Genomic DNA, 25,970 nt, shown 5'->3' with positions numbered 1-25,970 from the left:
TCACGCGGCGGTGCGCGACAGGCCGCCGGCCATCTTCCTGCGGCTGAAGATCAGCCAGCAGACCGCCGCGAGGTTGAAGGCGTTCCACAGGATGCCGTTCAGGAAGGCCATGCGGTAGGAGCTCGTCTCGTCGAAGATCACGCCCGACACATAGCCGCCGAAGGCCATGCCCAGGATGGTGGCCGAGACGACGAGGCCGATCTTCGATCCCGCCTCGCGCGGCGGCAGGAGTTCGCGGCAGATCACCGCGTACATCGGCACGATCCCGCCCTGGAACAGGCCGAAGATGCCCGACACGATGTAGAGCGAGGTCAGGCCGTCGAAGAGGGTGTAGAGCGCCAGGGCGACGCCCTGCATCAGCGATCCGATGAGCAGCGTCGTGGTCGCCCCGATCCGGTCGGCGACGAGGCCAGACCCGATGCGCGACACGATGCCGAGCGACAGCATCAGGGACAGCATCTCGGCCCCGCGGGCGACGCCGTAGCCGAGGTCGCCGCAATAGGCGACGATGTGGACCTGCGGCATCGACATCGCCACGCAGCAGGAGAAGCCGGCCGCGACGAGCAGCATCACCAGGAGCCGCGGCGAGACGCCGATGCCGGCCCGCGCGGACTCGGTCGCCGCCTCGGCCTCGGCCATCATCTGCGCCGAGGGCCGGCCCCGCATGAAATAGGCGAGCGGAATCACCGTCACGGCGATGAAGACGCCGATGCCGATATAGGTGGCGCGCCACCCCACCGCCGGGATGCCCCATTTGATCACCAGCGGCCAGATCGTGCCGGCGAGGTAGTTGCCCGACGCCACCACCACGACGGCCAGCCCGCGCCGCTTGATGAACCAGTGGGAGATGTCGGCCATCATCGGCGCGAAGCCGACGCCGGCGAAGATGCCGATGAGCAGGCCGTGCACGGCCGAAAACACGGCCAGGCTGGGCGCCATCCCGGCGAGCACGAAGCCTCCGCCGAGCCCCGCCGCGGCGACGGCCAGCAGCGCCGCGACGCCGGTCCGGTCCATGATGCGCCCCAGCATGATGGTGCCGAAGGCGACGCCGAACATCATCAGCGTGTAGGGCAGGGAGGCGCCGGCGCGGTCCGCGCCGAACTCCGCCTGCACGCTGGGCAGGACGACGATCACCGCCCACATGCCCGCGCCCACGATCGTGGCGATCAGGAGCGAGAGAGCGAGGCGCGTATACGCGTAGGCGCTGTCGGGCGCGCGCGGGCCGGAGCCCTCCAGGGTGGCAAGCATCGCCATGATGAAGCTCTCGCCGCTGCGCAGGGGCCAGGATGGCGCGCCTGCGACACCGCACAGAGCATCTTTGCGGCGGTCGTTCAAGCCGGCCCTGGGGACGGTTCGCGCTCCCCGGCGCCCCGCAGCGCGGCCCAGACGCGCTGGGGCGTGGCGGGCATGTCGAGGTGCTCGATCCCGAACGGCGCAAGCGCGTCCAGGACGGCGTTCATGATCGTGTGCGGCGCCCCGATCGCGCCCGCCTGCCCGGCGCCCTTCGCCCCGATCGGGTTCGCGTCGGTCGGGATCTCGACGAAGCGGACGTCGAAACGGGGCAGGTCCGCCGCGCGGGGGGCCTGGTAGTCCATGAAGGTCGCGGTGAGGAGCTGCCCCGAGTCGGGATCGTAGCGGATCTCCTCCATCAGCGCCTGGCCGACGCCCTGGGCCAGGCCGCCATGCACCTGCCCCTCGGCGAGCAGCGGGTTCACCAGCGCGCCGTAGTCGTCCACCGCCGTGTAGGCCAGCAGCCGCGTCTCGCCGGTTTGCGGATCGATCTCGACTTCGGCCACATGGCACCCGTTCGGGAAGGTGTAGCTCTCCGAGGGATTGTGGCCGTGGCCCTGCAGCGCCTCGTCGCCGGCCGAGGCGGCCTCCGCCGCCGCGCGGGCCAGCGAGATGGAGCGGGACGGCCCTCCGTCGCGCGGGCGCAGCACGAACTCGCCGGCCGCATAGGTCACGGCGTCCGGTTCGCCCTGCAGCAGGCGGGCGGCCAGGATGCGTCCGTTCCGGACGAGGTCGTCGGCGGCCAGCAGCAGCGCCGCGCCGCCCATGTGGAGGGAGCGGGCGCCGCCATGGCCTCCGCCCCGCGGAAGCTCGCGGGTGTCGCCCTGCACGAAGCGGAACGCCTGGGCCGGCAGGCCCAGTCTGTCGGCCGCGAGGCGCACGAAGCTGGTCTCGTGGCCTTGCCCGTTGGATTGCGTCCCGACGGCGAGGTCGATGCGGCCGTCCGGCGCGACCCTGAGCCAGGCGTCCTCCTTGGGCTGCCCGCGCGAGGTCTCCAGGAAGCAGCCGATCCCGATCCCGCGCAGCCGGCCTGCGGCCCGGGACGCCTCGCGGCGCGCCGGAAATCCGGCGTGGTCGGCCGCCGCCAGGGCCCTGTCGAGGTTCGAGAGCGCGTCGCCCGAATCGATCGCATAGCCCAGCGCGTTCCGGTGCGGGAAGCTGCGGATCAGGTTGCGCCGGCGAAGCTCGGCCGGGTCGAGGCCGAGCCGCCGCGCGGCGACGTCGACCAGCCGCTCGATCACGTAGTTCGCCTCCGGCTTGCCCGCGCCCCGATAGGCGTCGATCGGGGCCGTATGGGTGAACGCGCCGCGGACATCCATGCTGACGGCCGGAATGTCGTAGAGCCCGCCCATCGCCGGGGTCGGGGCCGTCGTCGAACTGCCGGGCCCGAGCGAGCTCACATAGGCCCCCAGATTGGCGATCGTTTGGACCGCCAGGGCCAGGAAGCGGCCGTCCGGGGCGAGGCCGAGCCGCGCCCGGGTCACGTTGTCCCGCGCATGCACGCCGGCCGCGAACTCGTCGATCCGTTCGGCCGTCCAGCGGACGGGCGACCCCAGCCGCTTCGCCGCCCAGAGCACGAGCGCGTATTCGGGATAGACGACGTTCTTCATCCCGAACCCGCCGCCGACGTCGGGGCAGACCACGTCCAGCCGGTCGAGGGGGATGCGGAACACGCCCTCGGCCAGCTCGCGGCGGATCTGGTGCGCCGAGGCCCCGCTCAGCGTGAGCAGGTAGCGCTGCGCCGCCGCGTCCCAGGCGCCGATAGCGCCCCGCGTCTCCAGCGCCGCGGCCGCGATCCGGTTGTTGACGAGGGTGATCTCGACGACGTGGGCCGCCCCCGCCAGGGCCGCCGCGGTTTGGTCGCCGTCGCCGCGGCGATACCGGAACGCCAGGTTGCCCGGCGCCTCGGGCCAGACCTGGGGCGCGCCGGCGTCCAGCGAGGCTTGCGTGTCGGTGGTGGACGGCTCGGTCTCGTAGGCGACCACGATGAGGTCCAGGGCGTCGATGGCCAGCTGACGCGTGTCGGCCGCCACCAGGGCGACCGGGTCGCCCACATGGCGCGCGCGGTCGAGGCAGAGCGCCGGGCGCTCCGGGACGACGAGGCCGCATTCCGGCCCGAGCGCGAGGGAGCACGGCAGCGGCCCCAGGCCGTCGGCGGCCAGGTCCCGCCCCGTGAAGGCGCCGCGCACGCCCGGCGCCTGCAGCGCGGCCGACACGTCGACGCTCAGGATCCTGGCGTGCGCATGGGGCGAGCGCAGCACCGCCGCGTGCAGCGTCTGGGCCGGCCCGTCGTCGTCCACATAGGTCCCGCGTCCGGTCAGGAAGCGGAGGTCCTCGGCGCGCCGCTCGGATCGCGGGTCGCCGGACGCATCCTGGAGGAGCGTCGCTCCGCCCTCGTTCCGATTCGGCATTCCAGATCGCCTTCCGCCCGGTCGGCGCCGGCCAGCGGCGACACGTGTCCCAGCCGGGTCTCGTAAACGGACGGCGGCCCGGATTCAACGCACGAACCTGTCGGCTCTGTGCCGATTGTCACACCTGAAGCGGCGCTCAGGGTCCATGATCCCGTCGAGGGATGACCATGCGCCATCGATCCATCTATGCGGCGGCGTTCCTGGCGCTCGCGGCGGCGGGCCAGGCCAGCGCCTGCGACGGCCAGGCCTTGGCGACGCGGATCGCGTCGGCGGACGAGCACCGGTTCTGGGTGGACTTCTGGGCGGATCTCGACCCGCGGGAGGCCGTCGCGGAGGCGGGCTACTACGCGGCCGACCTTAAGGAGGCCTGGAGCATGGCGGCGGAGCCGGACTGCGCCTCCGCGCCCGACCTGCGCTGGACGAAGGCCCTGCTCAAGCGCCGTCTCGCCGCCCTGCAGGCCAGCCAGCTCGCTGCGGGCGCGCTGCCCGGCCGCTGACGTCCGGCGCACGGTCGCGAACACAGACGCCGATGGGCTGCGCCGCAGCCGGAAGGCGGTCTAGAATCACGCCCGCGAGGGGGCGAGGGCCGAGGAGGATCGGTCATGGAACAGCGCGTCGCAGGCCAGCCGCCCCAGGTGGACCTTGAGGAGCACGAGCGCACCTACCGGATGTTCGTCCGCGGATGCCAATATGTGGCGCTCGCCGTGCCCCTGATCCTGCTGTTCATCTTCTACTGGACCGAATGACGCTCATCCGGCCTTGGCGATCTCGCGCTCGACGGCGGCGATGAGGGCGGAGGCGTTCGGTTCGGTCGTCGTCGGGAACACCCCCGCCAGGCGCCCGTCCGCGCCGACGAGATATTTGTGGAAGTTCCAGCGCGGCAGGTCGCGCGGGCGCTCCGCCGCGGCCCACCGGTAAAACGGATGGGCGTCCGGCCCCAGCACCTTGACCTTGGCGGCCATCGGGAACGTCACCCCGTGCTGGCGCGCGATCCCGGCCGTCTCGTCGGACCCGCCGGGCTCCTGGCCGCCGAAATCGTTCGACGGGACGCCGATGACGGTGAGGCCCCGCGGCTGCATCGCGGTCCAGAGCGCCTGCAGCCCGCCCAGTTGCGAGGCGAAGCCGCAGAAAGAGGCCGTGTTGACCACCAGGACGGGCCGCGGCGCATATTCGGCCAGCCGCAGGTCCTTTCCGTCCAGCCCCGCGAAGGTGAAGCTCCACGCGGTCCTGCCGCTCATCCCGGGAGCGGTCTGGGACAAGGCCGGAGCGGCCCAGGAGGCCGCCAGGCCGGCCAGGATGGCGCGACGATCGAGGTTCATGGGATTCCTCCGGCTCGCTCTGCAGGCACGATGCGTCTACGGTCCGCTCCGGCCATCGGTTTCATGTCGCCGCGGATCATGCCGCCGCGTGCAACCTCAGGACGGCAATGGGCGTTGTCGCGTGACGCCGGCGGCGGAGCCGCCGTTCGCGCATTCGGCTGCGCATCATTTCATCACAGGGGAGCGACATGAGCGACACGCGCAAGACACTCACGACGCGTCAGGGACGCCCCGTCTCCGACAACCAGAGCCTGCGTTCGGTCGGCGAACGCGGCCCCGCCACTCTCGAGAACTACCAGTTCATCGAGAAGATCACCCATTTCGACCGCGAGCGCATCCCGGAACGGGTGGTGCACGCCCGCGGCACGGCCGCGCACGGCTATTTCGAGGCCTATGGCAAGATCGGCGACGAGCCGGCCGCCAAGTACACCCGCGCCAAGGTGCTGACCCAGGCGGGCGTGAAGACGCCGGTGTTTCTGCGCTTCTCCACGGTGGTCGGCGGCAAGGAGAGCCCCGAGACGGCCCGCGACCCGCGCGGCTTCGCCATCAAGTTCAAGACCGTGGACGGCAACTGGGACCTGGTGGGCAACAACCTGAAGGTCTTCTTCATCCGCGACGCCATCAAGTTCCCGGACATGATCCACGCGTTCAAGCCGGACCCGGTGAGCAATCGCCAGGAGGCGTGGCGCTTCTACGACTTCGTCATGCACCACCCCGAGTCCCTGCACATGGTGACCTGGGTGAAGAGCCCCTGGGGCATCCCGGCCGACTACCGGCACATGCAGGGCTCCAGCGTGAACACCTACAAGCTGGTCAACGACCAGGGCGAGGCCGTGCTGGTGAAGTTCTCCTTCGAGCCCAAGCTCGGCGTGAAGAACCTGACGAGCCCGCAGGCCGCCGAGATCCAGGCCCGCGACGTCGGCCACGCCACCCGCGACCTCTATGACGCCATCGACCGCGGCGACTATCCCGAATGGGAGATGTGCGTCCAGATCATGTCGGACGACGATCATCCGGAGCTCGACTTCGATCCGCTGGACGACACCAAGCGCTGGCCCGAAGACCAGTTCCCGCTGCTGCCGGTCGGCCGGCTGGTGCTGGACAAGAACCCCAACAACTTCTTCGCCGAGACCGAGCAGTCGGCCTTCGGCACCGGCGTGCTGGTGGACGGGATCGACTTCTCGGACGACAAGATGCTGCAGGGGCGCACGCTGTCCTACTCGGACACGCAGCGCTACCGGGTCGGCCCCAACTACCTGCAGCTGCCCGTCAACGCCCCGCAGGAGCGGGCCCGCGCCGCCACCAACCAGCGCGACGGGCAGATGACCTACCTGGTGGACGGCGGCGGCGAGAACCCGCACGTCAACTACGAGCCGAGCGCCATGGGCGGCCTGAGCGAGGCGCCCAAGCCCGCCAAGGACTACCATCCGTGGGTCGAGGGCCATCTCGGCCGCTACCAGACCACCCGTACGGCCGACGACTACAAGCAGGCCGGCGAACGCTACCGGACCTTCGAGGACTGGGAGCGGGACGACCTGATCGCCAACCTGGTGGACGACATGAAGCAGTGCCCGGAGCCCATCGCGCTGCGCATGGTCTGGCACTTCTGGCATTGCGATCCCGACTACGGCCGCCGCGTCGCCGAGGGCGCGGGGATCGACCTGGAGAAGGCCAAGGCGCTGCCGCCGCTCGAGGGCAAGCCCGCGCCCGGCCGCAACCGCGAGGGCGCGACCTACACGGACGGCAAGCGGGAGGGCGGCGCGCGGCGGGCGGACGCGGCCGAATAGCCGTCCTGCGTCAGGACTCCGGGCAGGCCGGCCTCGCAAGGGCCGGCCTGCCTGCGTCCGGGCCGCCTTGGCGCTTGCGTTCCGCGCGGCGAGCGCTCAAACCACCGGCATGGACGCACGCCCTCCCTTCGACGCCGGTTTCGGGGTCTATATCCACTGGCCCTTCTGCGCCTCGAAGTGCCCGTATTGCGACTTCAACAGCCATGTCCGGCGCGCCCCGGTGGACGAGGCGCGCTATGTGGCCGCCTTCCGGCGCGAGATCGCCCACCAGGCGGCCCTGGCGCCGGGCCGCAAGGTCAGCTCCATCTTCCTGGGCGGCGGCACGCCGTCGCTCATGCAGCCCGCCACCGTCGGGGCGGTGCTCGACGCCGTCGCGGCGAACTGGGAGGTGGCGCCCGACGTCGAGGTGACGCTGGAGGCCAACCCGACCTCCGTCGAGGCCGCGCGCCTGCGCGGATACCGGGCCGCGGGCGTCAACCGCGTCTCCCTCGGCGTGCAGGCGATGAACGACGCCGACCTCGTCGCGCTCGGGCGCCTGCACACGGCCGAGGAGGCCATGGCGGCCGTCGCGGTGGCCGCCAGCGTCTTCGACCGCTACTCGTTCGACCTGATCTACGCCCGTCCGGACCAGACGCCGGCCGCCTGGGCCGCCGAGCTCAAGGAGGCGATCGCCCGCGCGGCGGAGCACCTGTCGCTCTACCAGCTCACGATCGAGCCGGGCACCATGTTCGAGCGCCTGCGCGACGCCGGGAAACTCGTGGTGCCGGATGCGGACGCCGCCAGAGCTCTCTACGAGACCACCCGGGAAGTCTGCGAGGCGCATGGCCTGCCCGGCTACGAGATCTCCAACCACGCCCGGCCGGGCGCCGAGTGCCGCCACAACCTCGTCTACTGGCGCTACGGCGAGTATGCCGGCGTCGGCCCCGGCGCCCATGCGCGGCTGGCGACCGGCAACGGCCGGCTGGCGATGTCGACCGAACTCGTCCCGGAGAGCTGGCTCGCCCGGGTGGAGACCGAAGGGCACGGCGTGGTCGACGTCGAGCGCCTGTCCGCCGAGGCGCAGGGCGACGAGTTCCTCCTGATGGGGCTGCGGCTGGTGGAGGGCGTCGATCCCGCCCGCTACGCCGCACTCGCCGGGCGCGACCTCGATCCGCGCCGCATCGCGGATCTGTCGGGCGAGGGGCTCGTGGAGCAGCTGCCCGACAGCCGCCTGCGCGTCACCCGCGAAGGCTTCCCGGTGCTGGACGCCATCGTGGCGGATCTGGCGGCCTGAAGCGTCCGGGGCTTCACCTCCCCCCGGCCCGCGCCAGCTTCGGCTCGCGGTCGCGCTCCCGTCCGGGGTCGCGCGCCTGCAGCACGTCCATCAGGTGCCGGCGCACGGAGGCCTGGCGGGCCGCGTTCGCGATCTTCGAGCCGGTGAGGTCGGTGACGTAGAAGACGTCCACGGCCTTCTCGCCGAAGGTGGCGATGTGGGCCGACGCGATGTTGAGGTTCAGCTTCCCGAGCGCGGTGGTGAGTTCGTAGAGCAGGCCGGGCCTGTCGAGCCCCGACACCTCGATGACCGTGTGGCGCATCGAGAGCGCGTTGTCGATCATCACGTCCGGAGACACCGTGAAAGCCTTGGACGCCGAACTGCGGTCCGGCGACCGGGCCGCGACCGCCTCGGCGATCCTGATCTCGCCCTTCAGGGCGCGCTCGATGTGCTGCGCCACCCTGTTGGCGCGCCGCAGCTCGTCGTCGTCCAGATCGAAGGCGCGCGAGACGAAGATCGTGTCCAGCGCCATCCCGTCCGTGGTGGTGAAGATCTGGGCGTCGACGATGTTGGCCCCCGCCGCCGCGCAGGCGCCGGTGATGATCGCCAGCAGGCGGGGATGATCCTGCGCGGTGACGGTGAGCTCCGTCACGCCCCGGAAGCTGTCCGTCGCCACCTCGGTGGCGAGAGAGCGCAGCTCCTTCTCGGCCCCGCGCAGGAAAAGCGCGTGCTTCACCTTGCGCGGCAGGTCCACCTTCAGCCAATAGGCGGGGTAATGGCGCGCCACATAGGCGTCCACCTCGGCGTCCGGCCAGGTCGGCAGGGCCTTGCGCAGCTCGTCCTGGGCGTAGCGGACGCGCTGGGCGCGCTCGATCTGGGAGTGGCCGCCGGCCAGCACGATCTCGGTCTCCCAATAGAGCGTGCGCAGCAGCTGGCCCTTCCAGCCGTTCCACACGCCGGGCCCGACCGCCTTGATGTCGCAGACCGTCAGCACGAGCAGCATGCGCAGGCGCTCCAGCGTCTGCACCGTGGCCGCGAAGGTCTCGATCGTCTTGGGGTCCGACAGGTCGCGGCTCTGCGCGATGGTCGACATCAGCAGGTGGTGCTCCACCAGCCAGGAGACCGTGTCGGTCTCGGCAGGCGTGAGCCCGAGCCGCGGCCCCAGCTTGCGGGCGATCCGCGCGCCCGCGATGGAGTGGTCCTCCGGGCGGCCTTTGGCGATGTCGTGGATGAACAGCGCCACCGCCAGGACGGTGCGGTTGCGGATCGCCGGCAGGATCTCGTTGGCGACGGGCAGCTCGTCCTTGAGCCGCCCGTTCTCGATGTCGGCCAGGATGCCGATCGAGCGGATCAGGTGCTCGTCCACCGTGTAGTGGTGGTACATGTTGAACTGCATCATCGCCACGACGCGGCCGAATTCCGGCGTGAACCGGCCGAGCACGCCGGCCTCGTTCATGCGCCGCAGCACCACCTCGGGGGCGTTGGTCGAGGTCAGGATCTCGACGAAGAGCCGGTTGGCCTCGGGCGAGCTGCGGACCTCCGGGCCGATCAGCTTCAGCGACCGCGTGACGAGGCGCGTGGCGTCCGGGTGGATCGCCCGGTTGAGCTTGTCGGCGATCCAGAACAGCCGGATCAGGTTCACCGGATCGCGGGCGAAGACGTCGTCGCGCGCCACGCTCAGGCGGTCGTTGTCGATGACGAAGTCCTTGCTCTCCGAGATCGCGCGGCCGCTGCGGCGGAACCGCCCCACCAGCCGGTCCAGCATGGCGCGCGGCTTGGCGTGGCGCGCCTCCAGGGCGGCGCACACGATGGCGGTGAGGTCGCCCACGTCCTTGGCCACCAGGAAGTAGCGCTTCATGAAGCGCTCCACCGCCGACATGCCGCCATGACTGGAATAGCCGAGCCGCTCGGCGATCTGGCGCTGCAGGTCGAAGGCGAGGCGCTCCTCGGCGCGTCCGGTCACGTAGTGCATCTGGCAGCGCACGCGCCACAGATACTCGTCGCAGCGGCGGAAGAGGTCCGCCTCCTCCTGCGAGAACAGTCCGGCCTGCACCAGGTCGGCGCTGCGCTTCACGCGGTAGACGTATTTGGCGATCCAGAAGAGCGTGTTGAGGTCGCGCAGGCCGCCCTTGCCGTCCTTGACGTTGGGCTCGACCAGATAGCGCGACTGGCCGGCCCGGTTGACCCGCCGCTCCCGCTCGCCCAGCTTCTCCGCCACGAACTGGGCGGCCGTGCCCTGCACCACCTCGCGGTCGTAGCGCTGCTCGAACTCCTCGAACAGGGCCGCGTCGCCCAGCAGCAGCCGCGCCTCCAGCAGCGCGGTGCGGATGGTGAGGTCGCCCTTCGCCTCGCGGATGCATTCGTCGAGGCTGCGGGTCGAATGGCCGACCTTCAGCTTCAGGTCCCACAACGCGTAGAGGATGCTCTCGATGACGCTCTCGGACCAGGGCGTCGTCTTGTAGGGCAGCAGGAAGAGCAGGTCGACGTCCGATCCCGGCGCCAGCGTGCCGCGGCCGTAGCCGCCCACCGCGACGACGGCGAGACGTTCGGAGGCCGACAGGTTCACGGCCGGATGCAGCACCCGCACGGCGATGTCGTGCAGGGCGCCGACCAGCGCGTCCATCAGCCCCGACAGGCGCCGGGCGCAGGCGAGCCCGTTGCGCTCGACGTCCAGCAGCGCCCGCGCCTTCTCCCGGCCCTCGTTCAGGGTGTCGCGCAGCACGGCGACCACCGCGGTGCGGCGCACCGCCGGGTCGGATCCGGCCTCGCGGACCGCCTGCTCGAGGGAGAGGGCCAGGTGGGCGCTGTCGAAGACAGGCGACGGGTGGGCTGGGCTGCTTCGGGGCGCGACCATGGACGTCCGTTCCAGAGAAGGGCTAGGTTTCGGAGGATTCACGGCATCCGTCAAATGCGGCCTTGCCGCATCGACCCGCCGCCGCGCCGCCAGGCTAAATCACGCAATGCGATGTGGAATTTCAGGAACCACGTTGCGTTTGACATACAGAACGATCGAACCTATAAACCAAACACGCGCCGATTTGAGCGAGCAGCTTGCTGGGCGCGGCGGCCGGGATCCGCAGGGTCTTCGGCCACACAAATGCAGCTAAAGCGCCGCGGGCGGATCGGGGTTCAGCGCCCTCCTCCCACGACCGCGCCCTGCAGCCGGGATGATGAGGAGGACGCATGTTCACGATCAATCGACGCCACACGCTCGCCTTGGCGGCCGCCCTTTGCATGACGGCCGGCGCGGCCCGGACCGCATCCGCCGAGGTCAAGGAGATCCGCATCGACTGGGCCACTTACAACCCGGTCAGCCTCGTCCTGAAGGACAAGGGCCTGCTCGAGGAGGAGTTCAAGAAGGACGGGATCACGATCCGCTGGGTCCAGTCGCTCGGCTCCAACAAGGCCCTGGAGTTCCTGAACGCCGGATCGCTGGATTTCGGCTCGACGGCCGGCTCCGCCGCCCTGGTGGCCAAGATCAACGGCAACCCGATCAAGTCCGTCTACGTCTATTCCCGCCCGGAATGGACCGCGCTGGTGACGAAGTCCGACGCGATCAAGACCGTGCAGGACCTCAAGGGCAAGCGCGTCGCCGTGACCCGCGGCACCGATCCGCACATCTTCCTGGTCCGCGCCCTGGCCGACGCCAAGCTCACCGAGAAGGACGTGAAGCTCGTCCTCTTGCAGCATCCGGACGGAAGGCTCGCGCTGGAGCGCGGCGACGTGGAGGCCTGGGCCGGGCTCGATCCCCTGATGGCCGCCTTCGAGGTGGAGGGCGGCGCCCGCCTGTTCTTCCGCAACCCCGCCGCCAACACCTGGGGCGTGCTGAACGTCCGCGAGGAGTTCGCGCAGCAGAACCCGCAGATCGTCTCGCGCGTGCTGAAGGTCTATGAGCAGGCCCGCCAGTGGTCGCTCGCCAACCCCAAGGACCTCGCCGCGACGCTGGTTGCGGCCACCAAGCTGCCGGATCCGGTCATCGCCAAGCAGCTCGAGCGCACCGAGCTGACGCACGGACCGATCGGCCAGCCCCAGGCCGAGACCATCCTGGCCGCCGGTCTCGCCTTGCAGCAGGCGGGCGTGATCGACGCCGGCGTGGACGTCAAGGCGACCGTGGCGAGCCTGATCGAGCCGAAATACCTCGCCGGAAAAGCCGCGACCCAGTAAAGCCTGTCCGGAGCCAAGACCGGAGACGCCACGTTTGGACGCCTCGACGATCCCATCGCGTCCGTCGACCTCCCCTCCGACGGACGCAAGCAACGCGGCGCCGCCCCTCACGGCGCCGCGTTCGCGTGTGCGTCGGCCCGGCTGGGCCGTCGGCCTGCTCCTTCCGCTGGCGCTGGCCCTCGGGTGGGAGGCGGCCGTGCGCCTCGGCCTGGCGCAGGGGCGGCTGATGCCGCCGCCTTCCCGCATCCTCGCCGCGTTCTGGAGCCTCGCCCGCACCGGCGAACTGTGGACGCATGTGGGGGCGACGCTCGCGCGCGTCCTGGCCGGGTTCGCGCTCGGGGCGATCTTCGGCACGCTGGCCGGGGCGCTCGCGGGCGCCTCCGTCAGGTTCCGCGCCCTCGTCGATCCCAGCCTGCAGGCCCTGCGGGCCGTGCCGTCCATCGCCTGGGTGCCGCTGTTCCTGCTCTGGTTCGGCATTTTCGAGACGTCCAAGGTCGTCCTGATCGCGGTGGGGGTCTTCTTTCCCGTCTATCTCGGCGTCGCGGGCGCGATCGCCAGCATCGACCGCAAGCTCCTGGAGGTCGGCCGCGTCTTCCGGCTGGGCGACGCCGCGATGGTCCGGCGCGTGATGCTCCCGGCCGTCCTGCCGGAATGGATCATCGCCTTGCGGTCCGGCCTGGGCCTCGGCTTCATGTTCGTGGTGGCGGCCGAGCTGATGGGCGCCTCGGAGGGCCTCGGCTATCTGTTGCTCGACGGGCAGCAGATGGGCCGCCCGGACCAGATCCTCGCGGCCATCATCGCCTTCGCCCTTCTGGGCAAGCTCTGCGACGGCGTCCTGGTGGCCTCCACGTCGCGCTTCGTGGCGTGGCAGGACACGGCCCGGGGCCGGTTGTGAGTCTCCTGTGATGTTCATCGTCGATCGCCTCTCCAAGACCTATGCGGACGGCACCCGCGCGCTCCAGGACGTCTCGGTGTCGGTCGAGGCCGGCGAGATCCTGGCCATCGTGGGCGGCTCCGGCTGCGGCAAGACCACGCTGCTGCGCCTCGTGGCCGGGCTCGACGTCGCCACCGACGGCGAGATCACGGTGGACGGCGAGCGCATCGCCGCCCCTCATCCGGCCGTCGGCATCGTCTTCCAGGAGCCCCGGCTGCTCCCGTGGCTGACGGTGGCCGACAATGCGGCCTTCGGGCTCATGGACCTGCCCCGCGCCGAGCGGGAGGCGCGCACCGCCGCCGCGCTGCAGCGGGTCGGGCTCGCCGAACATGCGGCCCGCTGGCCGCGGGAGCTCTCCGGAGGCCAGCAGCAGCGCGTCTCCATCGCGCGGGCGCTGGTCGCCGGACCCAAGGTGCTGCTGCTCGACGAACCCTTCTCGGCGCTCGACGCCTTCACCCGCGCCAGCCTGCACGAGCACCTGATCGCCTTGTGGGAGGCGAGCCGCCCCACGGTGGTCATCGTCACGCACGACGTCGATGAGGCGGTGTCCCTGGCCGACCGGGTGGTGATCATGCGCCCGCGGCCGGGCCGCGTCTTCGAGACCGTCAGGGTGACGGCGCCCCGCCCGCGCGACAAGTTCGCGCCGGGTTTCGACAAAGCCAAGCGCAGGGTCTTGAATGCGCTCGACCGCTCGCTCAAGAACACGGGCGAAGACGCCCAGAACCCCACCGCCGGCGGCGCCGAGCTGTGGTGGTGACCTCCGGAGGACAGCTCATGACCGACGCCATCGACGCGACCGCCCTGCGGGCCATGCAGGCCCCCATCAAGGCCAAGTACAAGGACGCGCCGGACGCGGCCGTCATCACCCTGAAGGCCTCGGGCGAGATCGACGAGGCCAAGATCGCCTGCAAGGTGGAGACCGGCCGCGCGCTCGCGGTCGCGGGCCTGCACCCGGCGACCGGCGGCTCGGGCGCCGAGCTCTGCTCGGGCGACATGCTGCTGGAGGCGCTGGTCGCCTGCGCGGGCGTGACCCTCAAGGCCGTCGCAACGGCCCTCGAAGTGCCGCTGCGCAAGGGCGTGGTCCGCGCCGAGGGCGACCTCGACTTCCGCGGCACGCTGGGCGTCGACCGCGAGGCGCCCGTGGGCTTCCGCGCCATCCGCCTCGCCTTCGACCTCGACACCGACGCGCCGCAGGAGAAGATCGATTCGCTGATCAAGCTCACCGAGCGCTATTGCGTGGTTTTCCAGACCATCAACGCCAAGCCGCAGCTCAGCGTGCAGGTGAACCGGGGGTAGGAAGGCTTCGCGTCTTTGCGGGCTGCGCCACAGCCGGAACCCTCTCCCGCGAAGCGGGGGAGGGCGGGGAGGGGGCGGCCGAGCGCCGGCGTCCGCGAAATCGGGGCGCACGCCCTCCCCCTCTGTCGGCTCCGCCGACATCTCCCCCGCTGCGCGGGAGAGACTTACGCGACGCGCCTCAGCTCCGCCCGACCTTGTCCTCGATGCACTCCCAGATCGAGACGGCGAGGTCGGGCCCGCCCAGGCGCTTGATGGCGCGCAGGCCGGTCGGCGACGTCACGTTGATCTCGGTGAGGTTGCCCGCGATGACGTCGATGCCGACGAAGAGCAGGCCCATCTTGCGCAGATGCGGCCCGATCCGCTCGCAGATCTCGCGCTCGCGGTCCGACAGCATGGTGGTCTCGGCCGCCCCGCCGCGCACCATGTTGGAGCGGATGTCGTTCTCAGCCGGAACGCGGTTCACCGCTCCCAGCGGCTCGCCGTCGACCAGGATGATGCGCTTGTCGCCCTCGCTGACCTGCGGCAGGAAGCGCTGCACCACCCAGGGCTCGCGGAAGGTGACCGAGAACAGGTCGAACAGCGAGCCGAAATTCGGGTCCTTCTGGCCGACCTTGAACACGGCCGCGCCCCCGTTGCCGTAGAGCGGCTTCATCACGATGTCGCCGAACTCGCGCCGGAAGGCGTTGATCTCGTCCATGTCGCGGGTGATCAGCGTCGCCGGCATCAGGTCCGGGAACTCGGTGACGAAGATCTTCTCCGGCGCGTTGCGGACATGGGCCGGATCGTTGACCACCAGCGTCTTGGGATGGATGCGCTCCAGGAGATGGGTGGTGGTGATGTAGGCGAGGTCGAAGGGCGGATCCTGGCGCAGCAGCACCACGTCCATCTGGCCGATGTCGAGCCGCTCGGCGTCGCCCAGGCTGAAATGGTCGCCCTTCACGTCCCGCACCTCGATCCGGAAGGCGGGCGCGGTGATCCGGCCGTCCCGCATCGAGAGCTTGTCGGCCGTGTAGTAGAAGAGCGTGTGGCCGCGCGCCTGCGCCTCCAGCATCAACGCGAAGGTGGAGTCTCCGGCGATGTTGATGCGCTCGATGGGGTCCATCTGGACGGCCACGGTCAGCGACATGGGGTACTCCTGCATCGGCGGCGGCGCGGGGCCGGGCTGGACGGTTCGGCGGCACCTTCGTCCGGTTCAGGCGCGGAGGCAACCCGCCGCGGCTTTGCGCCGGCGCAAGGCTCCGGCCCGTTCAGTCCTGCATCGTGAACGCGTCGGGGATATGCCGGGGCCAGCGCCAGGGCGCGAGCAGGACGGCGTCGCAGCGCAGCGTGAAGCGCATGGCCCAGCCGTTGCGGGCGAGCCAGCGCCGGGCCGCCCGGCCGAACAGCCTCTGTTTCTCGGCTCCGATCGCGACGGCGGCGGCGTCCAGGGTCGCCCGCGCCTTCACCTCCACGAACGCGATGGTGTCGCCGCGCCGGCAGATCAGGTCGATCTCGCCGCCCTTGCCGCCATAGCGCCAGGCCACGATCCTGTAGCCTTTCGCGAGCAGGAACAGCGCAGCGGCAACCTCAGCGCGCAATCCCCACCGCAGAGCCGCCCGGCGTGCGGACGGATCGCGGCGAGGGCGCATGGTCACTCCTTGACGATCATCACCGCGCGTCCGTAGACGCGCTTGCGGGGCAGCCCCGTCTCCTGCGCGACGATCGCGACCGCGTCCTTGACGGAGAGCTTGGCGAGATGCTCGCGCAGCTTCGCGTCGATGGCCTCGTCGTCGCCGGCCTCGTGGGCCGCCTCGGCGCCGGGCGGGCCGATCAGGACCACGATCTCGCCTTTCGGGGCGTCCTCCCCGGCGTATCGCGCGGCGAGCTCGCTCAGCGGCCCGCGGCGCACCGTCTCGTAGAACTTGGTCAGTTCGCGCGCGACCGCGGCGGGCCGGTCGCCCAGCACGTCGCGCGCGTCGGCCAGCATCTCGGCGACGCGGCGGGGCGATTCGAAGAACACCAGGGTGCCCGGGATGGCCCGCAGGATCTCCAGCCGCTCGCGGCGCCCGACGCTCTTGGGCGGCAGGAAGCCTTCGAAGAAGAAGCGGTCCGTCGGCAGGCCGGCCACCACCAGCGCGGCCAGCACCGCCGATGGCCCCGGCACGGTGGTGACCGGGATGTCCTCCGCCAAAGCCGACTGCACGAGCTTGTAGCCGGGGTCCGACACCAGCGGCGTTCCGGCGTCGGAGACCAGCGCCAGCGGCTCGCCCTGCTTGAGGCGGGCCAGGATGCGCGGCCTCATCTCCTCGGCGTTGTGCTCGTGATAGGCCACCAGCGGCGTCGTGATGCCGTAATGCGCCAGGAGCGTCTTGGTCACGCGCGTGTCCTCCGCCAGCACGGCGGCGGCGGCGGCCAGGGTGCCGAGCGCCCGGAAGGAGACGTCTCCCAGGTTGCCGATGGGCGTGGCGACGACATGCAGCCCGGGGCCGAGGCGCGTGGCCTCCGCCCGCATGCCGAAAGCGGTGAACCCGGAGGGCCTGTCGGCCCCGGATCCCTGATGCGTGTGTTGCGCCATTGCCTCGATTCCCGGTTGGATCGACCATCGCACGCGGCGCAGGGTTCGCAAAAGGCCCCCCAGCGGCTAGACAGGACGATGTTCCGTCATCGGAGCGGGGGTCCGCCGTCCGTGCGGGCGATCGGGCAGGCGAGGAGGTTGACGTGTCCTGGATAGCGACGCCGGCCATTCGGCCGTTCGGGTCCGCGCGGATCTTCGCCCGGCTCGCCGCCGTCAGCCTCGCCGCCGCCCTCACCTCGGCCTGCGTCGGCTCCATGCCGGGCATCGGTTCGCTCGGCGCCGCTCCCGCCCCTGCGCCCGCCCCGGAGGCGCCCGCCATCGAGGCCGGGAAGCTGCGGGTCGGCCTCATCCTTCCGCTCACCGGCGGCGGGAACGCGGCCGTGGCGGCGAACTCGCTGAAGAACGCCGCCGACATGGCGGTGGCCGAGTTCTCCAACTCCAATGTCGCGCTGCTCGTCAAGGACGACCGCGGCGCGCCCGACGGCGCCCGCGACGCCGCCCAGCAGGCGCTGGCCGAGGGCGCGGAGGTCATCGTCGGACCGCTCTTCGCTCCCTCCGTGCAGGCCGCCGGCCAGGTCGCCCGGCAGGCCGGCAAGCCCGTCATCGCCTTCTCGACCGACGCCGGCGCCGCGTCGCGCGGCGTCTACCTGCTCAGCTTCATGCCGGAATCCGAGGTCGACCGGATCGTCGAGTTCGCGGCCTCCAAGGGCAAGCGCTCGATCGCCGCGATGATCCCGAACACCGCCTACGGCACGGTGGTGACCGCCGCTTTCCAGGAGGCCGCGGCCCGGCGCGGCGTGCGCGTGCCGGCGCTGGATCGCTACAATCCCGATCGCGCGTCCATCGAGGCGGCCGCCAAACGGATCGCCGCCCTGGGCGACCAGGCCGACGCGCTGTTCGTTCCGGACGGCGGCGACGGCATGGGCCTCGTCGGCGCCGCCCTGGCCGCCAATGGGGTGGCGGGCGCGCGCATGCAGCTTCTCGGCACCGGGCTTTGGGACGACCCGCGCGTGTTCGCCGCCAAGGGCCTGCAGGGCGGCTGGTTCGCCGCTCCCGACAAGGCCGGATTCAACAACTTCGCCGCGCGCTACCGCGCCCGCTTCGGCAGCGATCCCACCCGCATCGCCACGCTGGCCTATGACGCGGTGTTCCTGGTCAATGCGCTGAACGCCAAATACGGGGCCCAGGCCTTCAGCGAGCCCACTTTGACCAACCCGGACGGCATCATCGGCACCGACGGGCTGTTCCGCTTCCGGCAGGACGGCGTCAGCCAGCGCGGGCTCGCCGTGCTGCAGGTCGGCGCTGGATCGGCCAGCGTGATCAGCCCGGCGCCGCGCTCCTTCACGCCGGGCGCCTGAGGTCGGCGCCGCCGACGGCGCGCTTCCGCCCTTGATTTTTGGGCTGCGGGGCCTGATATGCGCCCCATCCCCGTCCATTGCGTGTACAAGCGACAGTCATGACCGATCACGATCCGCAGACCGACAAGTCCCCCGAATCCGCTTCGTCGCCGGCCGCCGGCCAGGAGGGCGCGCCCGAATTCTCGGCGCAGGGCGCGGACGCGGAGCGCGACGTCCACTCGGTCATCGAGGCGCTGAACGCCGAGAACACGGGCCTGAAGGACAAGGTCCTGCGGACGCTGGCCGAGATGGAGAACCTGCGTCGCCGGACCGAGAAGGAGGTGGCGGACGCGCGCGTCTACGCCACGACGAACTTCGCCCGCGACATGCTGACCGTGGCCGACAACATGCGGCGCGCCCTGGAGGCGCTGCCGGCCGAGGCCGCCGCCGGAGCCGAAGGTCCGCTGAAGGCGCTGATCGACGGCATCGAGCTCACCGAGCGCGATCTTCTGAAGACGCTCGAGCGCCACGGCATCCGCAAGCTGGAGCCCAAGGGCGAGAAGTTCGACCCCAACCTGCACCAGGCCATGTTCGAGGTGCCGGATCCGTCCGTCCCCAACGGCACGGTGCGCGAGGTCGTGCAGTCCGGCTTCGTGATCGGCGATCGCGTGCTCAGGCCGGCGCTGGTGGGCGTCGCCAAGGGCGGGCCGAAGCCCGGGCAGAACGGCGGCGAGCCGGCGGGCGCGGGCGTCGACCGCCAGGCGTGAGCCGCCGCGCCGGTCAGATCGGCTTCCAGTAGAAGAGCGTGTCGCAGGGCCGCCCGTCCGGCCAGAGCGCGTAGCCGGGGATGACGCCGACGCGCCGGTAGCCCAGGCGGTCGTAGAGCCGCGCCGCGTCGCCCTCCAGCTGGGTGTCGAGCGTCAGCATGGTGCGGCCCAGCGCCCGGGCGTGCGCCTCGGCCGCCAGCATGAGGCGCTCGGCGTGGCCGAAGCGCCGGCTGTCGCGGCGCACCAGGAGCTTCATGATCTCGCAGCGATGCGGCTGGTTCGGCTTGCCGGAGGGCGCGAGCTGCACCGTGCCGACCAGCCGGTCGCCGTCGAAGGCGCCGAACAGCACGACCTCGCCGGCCTCCACGGCCGCCGCGACCTCGGCGTAGAAGCCGACTCCCTCGGCCATCGAGAAACCGTCCATGAAGCTCACCGACGCGCCGCCTTCGACGCAGTCGACGAGCACGGCCGCGAGGTCCGGGATCCTGGCCCGGGCTTCCGCGGCCTCCAGCGTCCGCACCTGCATGGCGCGGGCCTGCGGGGCGCCGGCCTCGCTCACGCGGCGAGGACCTGCTTGGTGGCCACGGTGGAGTCGGCGTTCAGTCGATAGACCAGCGGCACGCCCGTATCGAGCTCCATCGACGGGATGGTCTGGGGGGTGAGGCGGTCGAGCACCATCACCAGGGCCCGCAGCGAGTTGCCATGCGCGGCCACCAGCACGCGCTCGCCGCGCAGCACGCGCGGCAGGATCTCCTGGCAGTAATAGGGCAGCACGCGCGCGACGGTGTCCTTGAGGCTCTCGCCCCCGGGCGGCGAGACGTCGTAGCTGCGGCGCCAGACATGCACCTGCTCCTCGCCCCAGCGCGCCCGCGCGTCGTCCTTGTTGAGGCCGGAGAGGTCGCCATAGTCGCGCTCGTTGAGCGCCTGGTCGCGGATGGTCTGGAGCCCGGTCTGGCCGAGCTCGGCCAGGATCAGGTCGTTGGTGTTCTGCGCGCGCGTCAGCGCCGACGTGAAGGCGATGTCGAAGGACAGCCCCAGCGCCTTCAGCCGCTGGCCCGCCGCCTTCGCCTCGGCGACGCCCTTCTCGGTGAGGCCGGGGTCCTTCCAGCCGGTGAACAGGTTCTTCAGGTTCCAGTCGCTCTGGCCGTGGCGGACGAGGACGAGCAGTCGATCCATGGGGCGGTGTCTCCGATGCGTGGAAAGGGTGTCAGATGTCGCCGAGGCCCAACACGTCGTCCATTCCGTAGAGGCCGGGCTTGCGGCCCTTGCCCCACAGGGCGGCCCGGACGGCGCCGCGCGAGAACAGGCTGCGGTCTTCGGCGAGATGCGTGAGGACGAGGCGCTCATGCGGCCCGGCGAAGACGACGCTGTGCTCGCCCACCACGGTGCCGCCGCGCAGCGCCGCAAAGCCGATGTCGCCCGCCCTTCGCGCGCCGGTCTGCCCGTCGCGGCCGCGGTCGGAACGCTCGGCCAGCGAGATCCCGCGGCCCGAGGCGGCGGCCTCGCCCAGCAGCAGCGCCGTGCCGGACGGCGCGTCCACCTTGGCCCGGTGATGCATCTCGACGATCTCGATGTCGAACTCTTCCCCCAGCGTCCGCGCGACCTTCCGGGTCAGCGCCGCCAGCAGGTTCACGCCGAGGCTCATATTGCCGGACTGGATGACCACCGCGTGCCGGGCCGCGGCCTCGAGCCGTCCCATGTCGGACGCGTCGAGGCCCGTGGTCCCGACGACATGGACGATGCGGGCCTGCGCGGCCAACTCCGCGAAGCCGGAGGTCGCCGCCGGGCTGGTGAAATCGAGCACGCCTTCGGCCTGGGCGAACACCGGCAGGGGATCGTCCACGATGCGCACGCCCGTCTCGCCGATCCCGGCGAGGAGCCCGGCGTCCTGGCCCAGCGCGATGGAGCCGGCATGCTCGACCGCCCCGCACAGCGTCGCGCCGGGGGTCTCGTGGATGGTCTTGACCAGCATCCGGCCCATGCGCCCGGCGGCGCCGACGACGACGAGACGCATCTCGGACATGGCTGAACTCCTCTCAACCGCGCCGGTATAGAGCATTTCCGGCCAAAAGGGACCCGGCTTGCGCGGCCCGGGCGAGCCCCCGACTCAGAGGCGCTTGGTCACGACCGGCCGGCCATGGCCGAGGCGCGCGACGGCGTCGGGCGTCCGGGCCTCGTCCAGCGCCAGGTAGCCGCGGCGGAACATGAACTCGGCCGCCTCCGCGTCCTGCGGGACGGCCAGGACGGAGGCGTAATAGGCCCAGCGGCCATATTCCTCGACGGTGGTGACCAGCGCCGAACCCACCCCCTGCCGGCGCGCGTCCGGGGCCACCGCGAGCGTCTCGACGGTCATCATGCCGTCGATGTCGCCGACCGCCGCCACCCCGACGAACTCGCCGGTGTCGTCCCGGACCGCCACGAAGCCCCGCCCGGCGATCGAGAGAGCCTCCAGCATCGGCAGGTCGACCGGATGGCCGGACCGGGCCGCGAGCGCGAAGAGCGCGTCGGACTCCGATCCCTCCGCGTAGCGGATGGAGAGCCCGTCCGCGAGTTCGCGCTTCACGAGGGCTGCGGCCCGTCATACCCGCCGATGATGATCAGGTCGGAATAGGCCGCGTTCTTGCGGAAGGCGCGGGCGCGGCTGTATTCGGGCGAGTGGAAGCAGTCCACGGCCTGCTGGTAGGTCGGGAACTCGATGACGATGTTGCGGGACTTGGCGCCGCCCTCGGCCACCTCGAAGGGGCCGCCCCGCACCAGGAACTTCGCGCCGTATTTAGCGAAGGCCTCGGCGTTGGCGGCCCGGTACTTCTCGTACTCCTCGGGGTTGGTCACCTCGACATGCGCGATCCAGTAGCCCTTGCTCACGGCTGCTCTCCATCGAAGCCTTCGACCAGCAGGAACTCGCCGCGGCTGACGCCCTCGCGGTGCTTCTTGGCGGCCTGGTATTCGGGCGAGTCGTAGTAGCGCCGGGCCTGCTCGTAGCTTTCGAACTCCAGGATGACGTTGCGCTTGCGGGCCTCGCCTTCCAGCGCCTCGCTTCGGCCGCCTCGCGCCAGGATGCGCGCGCCATGGATCCGCATGGCTTCGAGCGCCCCCTTGGCGTAGAGCGCGTACTGGTCCGCGTCGTCCACGTCGACACGGGCGACGATGTATCCCTTGGGCATATCATGATCCTCGCGGGGTCTTCGCCCCGATCCGGGCAGCCAAGCCCATCAGGGACGCGGGGTCAATCGCGCAGAGGCGCTCAGAGCGCGCCGGCGATCTCGTCGACGATCGCATCCGCGGCGGCGCGCGGATCCGCGGCCTGCGTGATCGGCCGGCCCACCACCAGCGCGTCCGCCCCGGCTCGGATCGCCGCGGCCGGAGAGGCGGCCCGCTTCTGGTCCCCCAGCGCCGCGCCCGCCGGCCGGACGCCCGGCGTGACGAGGTCGACGCCCGGGCCCACCAGCGGCCTGATGGCGGCAAGCTCCTCGGGCGACAGGATCAACCCGCCGGCCCCGAGGTCGCGGGCCTGGCGGGCGCGGCGCGCCACCAGATCCTTCACGGCCAGCCCGTAGCCGGCTTCGGCGAGGTCCGCGTCGTCGTAGGACGTCATCACGGTGACGGCCAGGATCTTGAGCCCGGAGCCCTGGCTGGCGGCGACGGCCGCCCTCATGGTCTGCGGATAGGCGTGGACGGTCAGATAGGTCGCGCCGAGCCGGGCGATCTGCTCCGTGGCGCGGGTGACCGTGTTGGGAATGTCGTGGAATTTCAGATCGAGGAAGACCTTCTTGCCGTCGCCGATGAGCCGCTTGGCGAAGTCGAGCCCGCCGGCGTAGATGAGCTCGAGCCCGACCTTGTAGAACGCGACGCTGTCACCCAGCCGCTCGGTCATGGCCTGCGCCTCGGCGACGCTGGGCAGGTCGAGCGCGACGATCATGCGGTCGCGCGGGTTCTGTGCTCCGGTCATTCGGGCTCTCCGATTCTGGCGTCCTCGATGGGGCGCCAGCGGTGGAGCACGCGCAGGGTGGCCCTGTCAAAGGCGAAGACGTTGCCGCCGCCATTCGCGGGCTGATCGAAGCTGCGGTCGATCGGGACGCCGCTCAGGGCGCAGGAGAGCAGCGTGCCGACGCCGCCATGCCCGCTGAGCGCGACGTCCCCCGCCGGGGCGGCGTCGAGCGCGCGCCGGGCGGCCGCAAGCACGCGGGCCTGCGCGTCGACGGCGCGCTCCCAGCCGCGCACGCTGTGCGTCGGGCGAGCGAAGAACGCGTCGGCGGTCGCCTCGAACTCCGGCGGGGGCAGGAAGCCGGTGGCGCTGCGGTCGTTCTCGTGAAGCCCCTCCATCACGGTCACCGGGGCCCCGGAAGCCTCCGACAGCAGCATCGCCGTCTCCACCGCCTTGACCTCGTCCGAGGAGATGATCGCCTTGAGCGCCGCGGCCCAGGGCCGGCCGGCGACGGCGGCCAGCCGCTCGCGCCCGAGAGGCGACAGGGACCACCGGGGGACCGGGACGGAAGGGTCGATGCGGACCTGGGGATGGCTGACGTAATAGACCGTCGGCACGCGGGCTCAGCCCTTGCGGGCGTGCTGGCGCGTCCTGAGCGCGCGCAATTGCGCGTCCGCCGCCACATGCGCGTCGGGGCCTTCCATATGGGCGTTGATGCGGCGCAGCAGCTCCAGCGTGGGACGCACGCGCTCGTCGCGCAGCACCCGGTCGGAGCGCTCCTCCCAGGCCTGCTTCATCTTGTCGGCGCCGTCGAGCAGATCGTCCCGCACCCGGTCCGTGTGGGCCTTCAGGCGCCGGATGAAGGCGGCGTCGACCCGGCGCGGCGCGCGGGCGGCCTCCAGCGTGGCCTCGTCCGCCCGGCGATAGACCCACACCCGCGCCGGCGGGATGTTGAGCCAGACCGGAGGCGACACCTCGGCGGCCACGCCGGGCCCGCGCGGCGCGGGCGAGGTCAGCCCATAGGTGAACTGGATGAAGGGCGCGCTCGGCGCCATCAGCCCGAAGGCCCGCACGAGCAGCTGCGCCCGCTCGGCTTCGGGGCGCGTCAGCAGCGGCAGGCTCGACACCACCGCCGCGGCCGGGGCGGGGAGCAATCCCCGCAGCGTCTCGTCGATGGCGTAGGCGTCGCCCTGGACGATCCGGGCGCGCGGGAAGCGGCGGGCGAGGAGCTTGCAGAATTCCGGGTCGAATTCGACGAGAATGAGCCGGTCGGGCGCGACGCCGCGCCGGATCAGGGCCTCGGTGACGGGGCCCGTGCCGGGCCCGAGCTCGATCACGGGGCCGGGCTGCGACGGGTCGACCAGCGAGGCCATCTCACGGGCGAGGGCCGGCCCGGACGGCGCGATCGCCCCGGTCAGCAGCGGATTGTCGAGCCAGCTCTTGAGGAACCGCGCCTCGTCCTGCAGCCGCCTGCCCAGGGGCCCGTGGAAACGGGCCTCCTTGGCTTTGGCCTTGGGACGTCGAGCTTGCGGCTGCAAGGGGAACTCCAGCGATCCTGTCGACACCCACACTTAGGAGCGTGGGCTGAGGCGGTCAACTTTCGCAAGCGGACCGGCGCGGCGCGTCGACGAGCGAGGCGGCCTATTCCGCCCCGCCGAAGAAATCCCGGACCTTGGCGAAGAAACTGGCGCTTTCGGGCTGGGTGTCCTTGGAGCTCTCGGTCTCGAACTCGCGCAGGAGCTCCTTCTGGCGGCTGCTGAGCTTCTGCGGCGTCTCAACGACCACCTGGATGTAGAGGTCGCCGTGGTCGCGCGAGCGCAGGATCGGCATGCCGCGGCCGCGGATGCGGATCTGCTTGCCCGTCTGGGTGCCCTCCGGCACCTTGACGGTGCATTGCTCGCCGTCGAGCACCGGCACGCTGACCTCGCCGCCGAGCGCCGCCGTCACCATGGAGACCGGCACGCGGCAGAACAGGTCGGAACCGTCCCGCTGCAGGAACGCATGCGCCTTCAGCGACAGGAAGATGTAGAGGTCGCCATTGGGGCCGCCCCGCAGCCCCGCTTCGCCCTCGTTGGCCAGGCGGATCCGGGTGCCGTCCTCGACGCCCGCCGGGATGTTGACCGACAGGGTCCGCTCGCGCGTCACCCGGCCGGCCCCGCCGCAGGAGCGGCACGGGTCCTCGATCACCTCGCCGCGGCCGTGGCAGCTCGGGCAGGTGCGCTCGATGGAGAAGAAGCCCTGGCTCGCCCGCACGCGGCCATGTCCGCCGCAGGTCGGGCACTGCTTGGCCTTGGAGCCCGGCTTCGCGCCCGTGCCCGAACACGCCTCGCAGGCGATGGAGGTCGGGACCTTGAGGGTCGCGGTCTTGCCCGCATAGGCCTCCTCGAGGGTGATCTCGAGATTGTAGCGCAGGTCCGAGCCGCGCTCGCGGCCGTTGGCCTGCTGGCGCCCGCCGCGGCCCGTGAAGTCGCCGAACAGGTCCTCGAAGATGTCGGCCATCGAGGAGGCGAAATCATTGCCGAAGCCCGGGCCGCCCCCGCCGCCATTCTCGAAGGCGGCGTGCCCGAAGCGGTCATAGGCCGCCCGCTTCTGCCCGTCGGAGAGAACCTGGTAGGCCTCGTTGAGCTCCTTGAACTTCGCCTCGGCCGCCTTGTCGCCCGGATTGCGGTCCGGGTGATGCTTCATCGCAAGCTTGCGGAAGGCGGATTTCAGCTCCGTTTCGGTCGCGGTGCGGCTGACCTCGAGCAGTTCGTAATAATCTGTCTTGGCCATGGATGTCCGGCACGGTCGTGCAGAGGAATTCGGCCCCAGGGGCCGTCAACCTACAGCGCCACAGAATCACAGCGCCTGCAACATGAACGCGGCGCGTCCAAGGCAAGCTTTCAAAGAGTGTGAGAGATTTGGCGCCCCCTGGCCGGGCCGGGGGACGCCTGT

General features: G+C 71.2%; 26 protein-coding genes and 1 pseudogene. 10 read left to right on the top strand and 17 right to left on the bottom strand.

Translation table 11 applies throughout. From position 1 onward, the window contains the following. Together ACYVO7_RS02175 and ACYVO7_RS02170 are read right to left on the bottom strand one after the other, a co-directional pair. The gene (locus tag ACYVO7_RS02175) at positions 1-1,254 is read right to left on the bottom strand and encodes an MFS transporter (RefSeq protein WP_460448204.1); all 1,254 of its coding nucleotides are present in this window, start codon (positions 1,252-1,254) and stop codon (positions 1-3) included. Positions 1,255-1,331: 77 nt separating this feature from the next. Next, the gene (locus tag ACYVO7_RS02170) at positions 1,332-3,701 is read right to left on the bottom strand and encodes a xanthine dehydrogenase family protein molybdopterin-binding subunit (RefSeq protein WP_460448203.1); all 2,370 of its coding nucleotides are present in this window, start codon (positions 3,699-3,701) and stop codon (positions 1,332-1,334) included. A gap of 167 nt (positions 3,702-3,868) precedes the next feature. Here ACYVO7_RS02170 and ACYVO7_RS02165 point away from each other — a divergent pair, with 167 nt between their 5' ends. Then, positions 3,869-4,198, top strand: coding sequence for a hypothetical protein (locus ACYVO7_RS02165; RefSeq protein WP_460448202.1), 330 nt, complete (start codon positions 3,869-3,871; stop codon positions 4,196-4,198). A 105-nt stretch (positions 4,199-4,303) separates the two neighbouring features. Next, entirely contained in the window at positions 4,304-4,447 is a 144-nt protein-coding gene (locus tag ACYVO7_RS02160; RefSeq protein WP_460448201.1) for an aa3-type cytochrome c oxidase subunit IV, read from the top strand. Between the two features lie 3 nt (positions 4,448-4,450). Here ACYVO7_RS02160 and ACYVO7_RS02155 read toward each other — a convergent pair whose 3' ends face one another. Then, positions 4,451-5,020: a glutathione peroxidase gene (locus ACYVO7_RS02155; protein ID WP_460448200.1), complete on the bottom strand. Its 570-nt coding sequence runs from the start codon at positions 5,018-5,020 to the stop codon at positions 4,451-4,453. 188 nt (positions 5,021-5,208) lie between these two features. Between ACYVO7_RS02155 and ACYVO7_RS02150 the strand changes: the two genes are divergently transcribed. After that, positions 5,209-6,807 (top strand): catalase, encoded by a 1,599-nt coding sequence (locus ACYVO7_RS02150; protein ID WP_460448199.1) that lies wholly within the window; start codon positions 5,209-5,211, stop codon positions 6,805-6,807. Between the two features lie 109 nt (positions 6,808-6,916). Beyond that, the gene (gene hemW / locus ACYVO7_RS02145; protein ID WP_460448198.1) at positions 6,917-8,080 is read left to right on the top strand and encodes a radical SAM family heme chaperone HemW; all 1,164 of its coding nucleotides are present in this window, start codon (positions 6,917-6,919) and stop codon (positions 8,078-8,080) included. A gap of 13 nt (positions 8,081-8,093) precedes the next feature. On the opposite strand, the gene ACYVO7_RS02140 is transcribed toward hemW, so the two are convergent. Beyond that, positions 8,094-10,913, bottom strand: a complete 2,820-nt coding sequence (locus tag ACYVO7_RS02140; RefSeq protein ID WP_460448197.1) for a [protein-PII] uridylyltransferase — start codon at positions 10,911-10,913, stop codon at positions 8,094-8,096. Between the two features lie 329 nt (positions 10,914-11,242). Here ACYVO7_RS02140 and ACYVO7_RS02135 point away from each other — a divergent pair, with 329 nt between their 5' ends. The 4 genes from ACYVO7_RS02135 (at position 11,243) to ACYVO7_RS02120 (ending at position 14,453) form a co-directional block, all read left to right on the top strand. Continuing rightward, positions 11,243-12,223 (top strand): aliphatic sulfonate ABC transporter substrate-binding protein, encoded by a 981-nt coding sequence (locus ACYVO7_RS02135; RefSeq protein WP_460448196.1) that lies wholly within the window; start codon positions 11,243-11,245, stop codon positions 12,221-12,223. Between the two features lie 127 nt (positions 12,224-12,350). Further along, entirely contained in the window at positions 12,351-13,118 is a 768-nt protein-coding gene (locus ACYVO7_RS02130) for an ABC transporter permease (protein WP_460448195.1), read from the top strand. Between the two features lie 10 nt (positions 13,119-13,128). Beyond that, positions 13,129-13,914 (top strand): ABC transporter ATP-binding protein, encoded by a 786-nt coding sequence (locus ACYVO7_RS02125; protein ID WP_460448194.1) that lies wholly within the window; start codon positions 13,129-13,131, stop codon positions 13,912-13,914. 29 nt (positions 13,915-13,943) lie between these two features. Continuing rightward, positions 13,944-14,453: an OsmC family protein gene (locus tag ACYVO7_RS02120; protein WP_460448538.1), complete on the top strand. Its 510-nt coding sequence runs from the start codon at positions 13,944-13,946 to the stop codon at positions 14,451-14,453. A gap of 178 nt (positions 14,454-14,631) precedes the next feature. On the opposite strand, the gene gshB is transcribed toward ACYVO7_RS02120, so the two are convergent. The 3 genes from gshB to rsmI all read right to left on the bottom strand — a co-directional run bounded on the left by gshB (position 14,632) and on the right by rsmI (position 17,007). Further along, positions 14,632-15,579, bottom strand: a complete 948-nt coding sequence (gene gshB / locus ACYVO7_RS02115; protein WP_460448193.1) for a glutathione synthase — start codon at positions 15,577-15,579, stop codon at positions 14,632-14,634. Between the two features lie 121 nt (positions 15,580-15,700). After that, the gene (locus tag ACYVO7_RS02110) at positions 15,701-16,081 is read right to left on the bottom strand and encodes a YraN family protein (protein ID WP_460448192.1); all 381 of its coding nucleotides are present in this window, start codon (positions 16,079-16,081) and stop codon (positions 15,701-15,703) included. A gap of 2 nt (positions 16,082-16,083) precedes the next feature. Continuing rightward, the gene (rsmI, locus tag ACYVO7_RS02105; protein ID WP_460448191.1) at positions 16,084-17,007 is read right to left on the bottom strand and encodes a 16S rRNA (cytidine(1402)-2'-O)-methyltransferase; all 924 of its coding nucleotides are present in this window, start codon (positions 17,005-17,007) and stop codon (positions 16,084-16,086) included. Between the two features lie 143 nt (positions 17,008-17,150). On the opposite strand from rsmI, the gene ACYVO7_RS02100 reads away from it, so the two are divergent. After that, positions 17,151-18,365 (top strand): penicillin-binding protein activator, encoded by a 1,215-nt coding sequence (locus ACYVO7_RS02100; protein WP_460448190.1) that lies wholly within the window; start codon positions 17,151-17,153, stop codon positions 18,363-18,365. Between the two features lie 98 nt (positions 18,366-18,463). Beyond that, positions 18,464-19,111, top strand: coding sequence for a nucleotide exchange factor GrpE (gene grpE, locus ACYVO7_RS02095; protein WP_460448189.1), 648 nt, complete (start codon positions 18,464-18,466; stop codon positions 19,109-19,111). Positions 19,112-19,124: 13 nt separating this feature from the next. Here the strand turns inward: grpE and ACYVO7_RS02090 are convergent, their stop codons facing one another. From ACYVO7_RS02090 to dnaJ, 10 genes and pseudogenes are all read right to left on the bottom strand, one after another. Next, the gene (locus tag ACYVO7_RS02090; protein WP_460448537.1) at positions 19,125-19,637 is read right to left on the bottom strand and encodes a GNAT family N-acetyltransferase; all 513 of its coding nucleotides are present in this window, start codon (positions 19,635-19,637) and stop codon (positions 19,125-19,127) included. A 29-nt stretch (positions 19,638-19,666) separates the two neighbouring features. Then, positions 19,667-20,287, bottom strand: coding sequence for a 2,3-bisphosphoglycerate-dependent phosphoglycerate mutase (locus tag ACYVO7_RS02085; protein WP_460448188.1), 621 nt, complete (start codon positions 20,285-20,287; stop codon positions 19,667-19,669). A 31-nt stretch (positions 20,288-20,318) separates the two neighbouring features. Continuing rightward, a complete protein-coding gene (gene dapB / locus ACYVO7_RS02080) occupies positions 20,319-21,125 on the bottom strand; it encodes a 4-hydroxy-tetrahydrodipicolinate reductase (RefSeq protein ID WP_460448536.1) in 807 nt (268 codons plus the stop codon). A 93-nt stretch (positions 21,126-21,218) separates the two neighbouring features. Beyond that, positions 21,219-21,674 (bottom strand): GNAT family N-acetyltransferase, encoded by a 456-nt coding sequence (locus tag ACYVO7_RS02075; protein WP_460448187.1) that lies wholly within the window; start codon positions 21,672-21,674, stop codon positions 21,219-21,221. Further along, positions 21,671-21,976, bottom strand: coding sequence for a DUF1330 domain-containing protein (locus ACYVO7_RS02070; RefSeq protein WP_460448186.1), 306 nt, complete (start codon positions 21,974-21,976; stop codon positions 21,671-21,673). The genes ACYVO7_RS02075 and ACYVO7_RS02070 overlap by 4 nt, the downstream gene beginning before the upstream one ends. Further along, positions 21,973-22,275 (bottom strand): DUF1330 domain-containing protein, encoded by a 303-nt coding sequence (locus ACYVO7_RS02065; protein WP_406856097.1) that lies wholly within the window; start codon positions 22,273-22,275, stop codon positions 21,973-21,975. The genes ACYVO7_RS02070 and ACYVO7_RS02065 overlap by 4 nt, the downstream gene beginning before the upstream one ends. A gap of 80 nt (positions 22,276-22,355) precedes the next feature. Continuing rightward, positions 22,356-23,060: an orotidine-5'-phosphate decarboxylase gene (pyrF, locus tag ACYVO7_RS02060; protein WP_460448185.1), complete on the bottom strand. Its 705-nt coding sequence runs from the start codon at positions 23,058-23,060 to the stop codon at positions 22,356-22,358. Then, positions 23,057-23,653, bottom strand: coding sequence for a histidine phosphatase family protein (locus ACYVO7_RS02055; protein ID WP_460448184.1), 597 nt, complete (start codon positions 23,651-23,653; stop codon positions 23,057-23,059). Before ACYVO7_RS02055 ends, pyrF begins: the two co-directional genes overlap by 4 nt. Positions 23,654-23,953: 300 nt before the next feature. Further along, positions 23,954-24,574, bottom strand: a pseudogene (locus tag ACYVO7_RS02050) (class I SAM-dependent methyltransferase); the annotation flags it as partial. A gap of 103 nt (positions 24,575-24,677) precedes the next feature. Next, positions 24,678-25,808 (bottom strand): molecular chaperone DnaJ, encoded by a 1,131-nt coding sequence (gene dnaJ, locus ACYVO7_RS02045; RefSeq protein ID WP_460448183.1) that lies wholly within the window; start codon positions 25,806-25,808, stop codon positions 24,678-24,680. Positions 25,809-25,970 lie beyond the last annotated feature (162 nt).

Source organism: Alsobacter sp. SYSU BS001988, from assembly GCF_054796215.1.
Note: the sequence above shows the minus strand (reverse complement) of the source record. Positions and strands in the feature narration are given on the sequence as shown.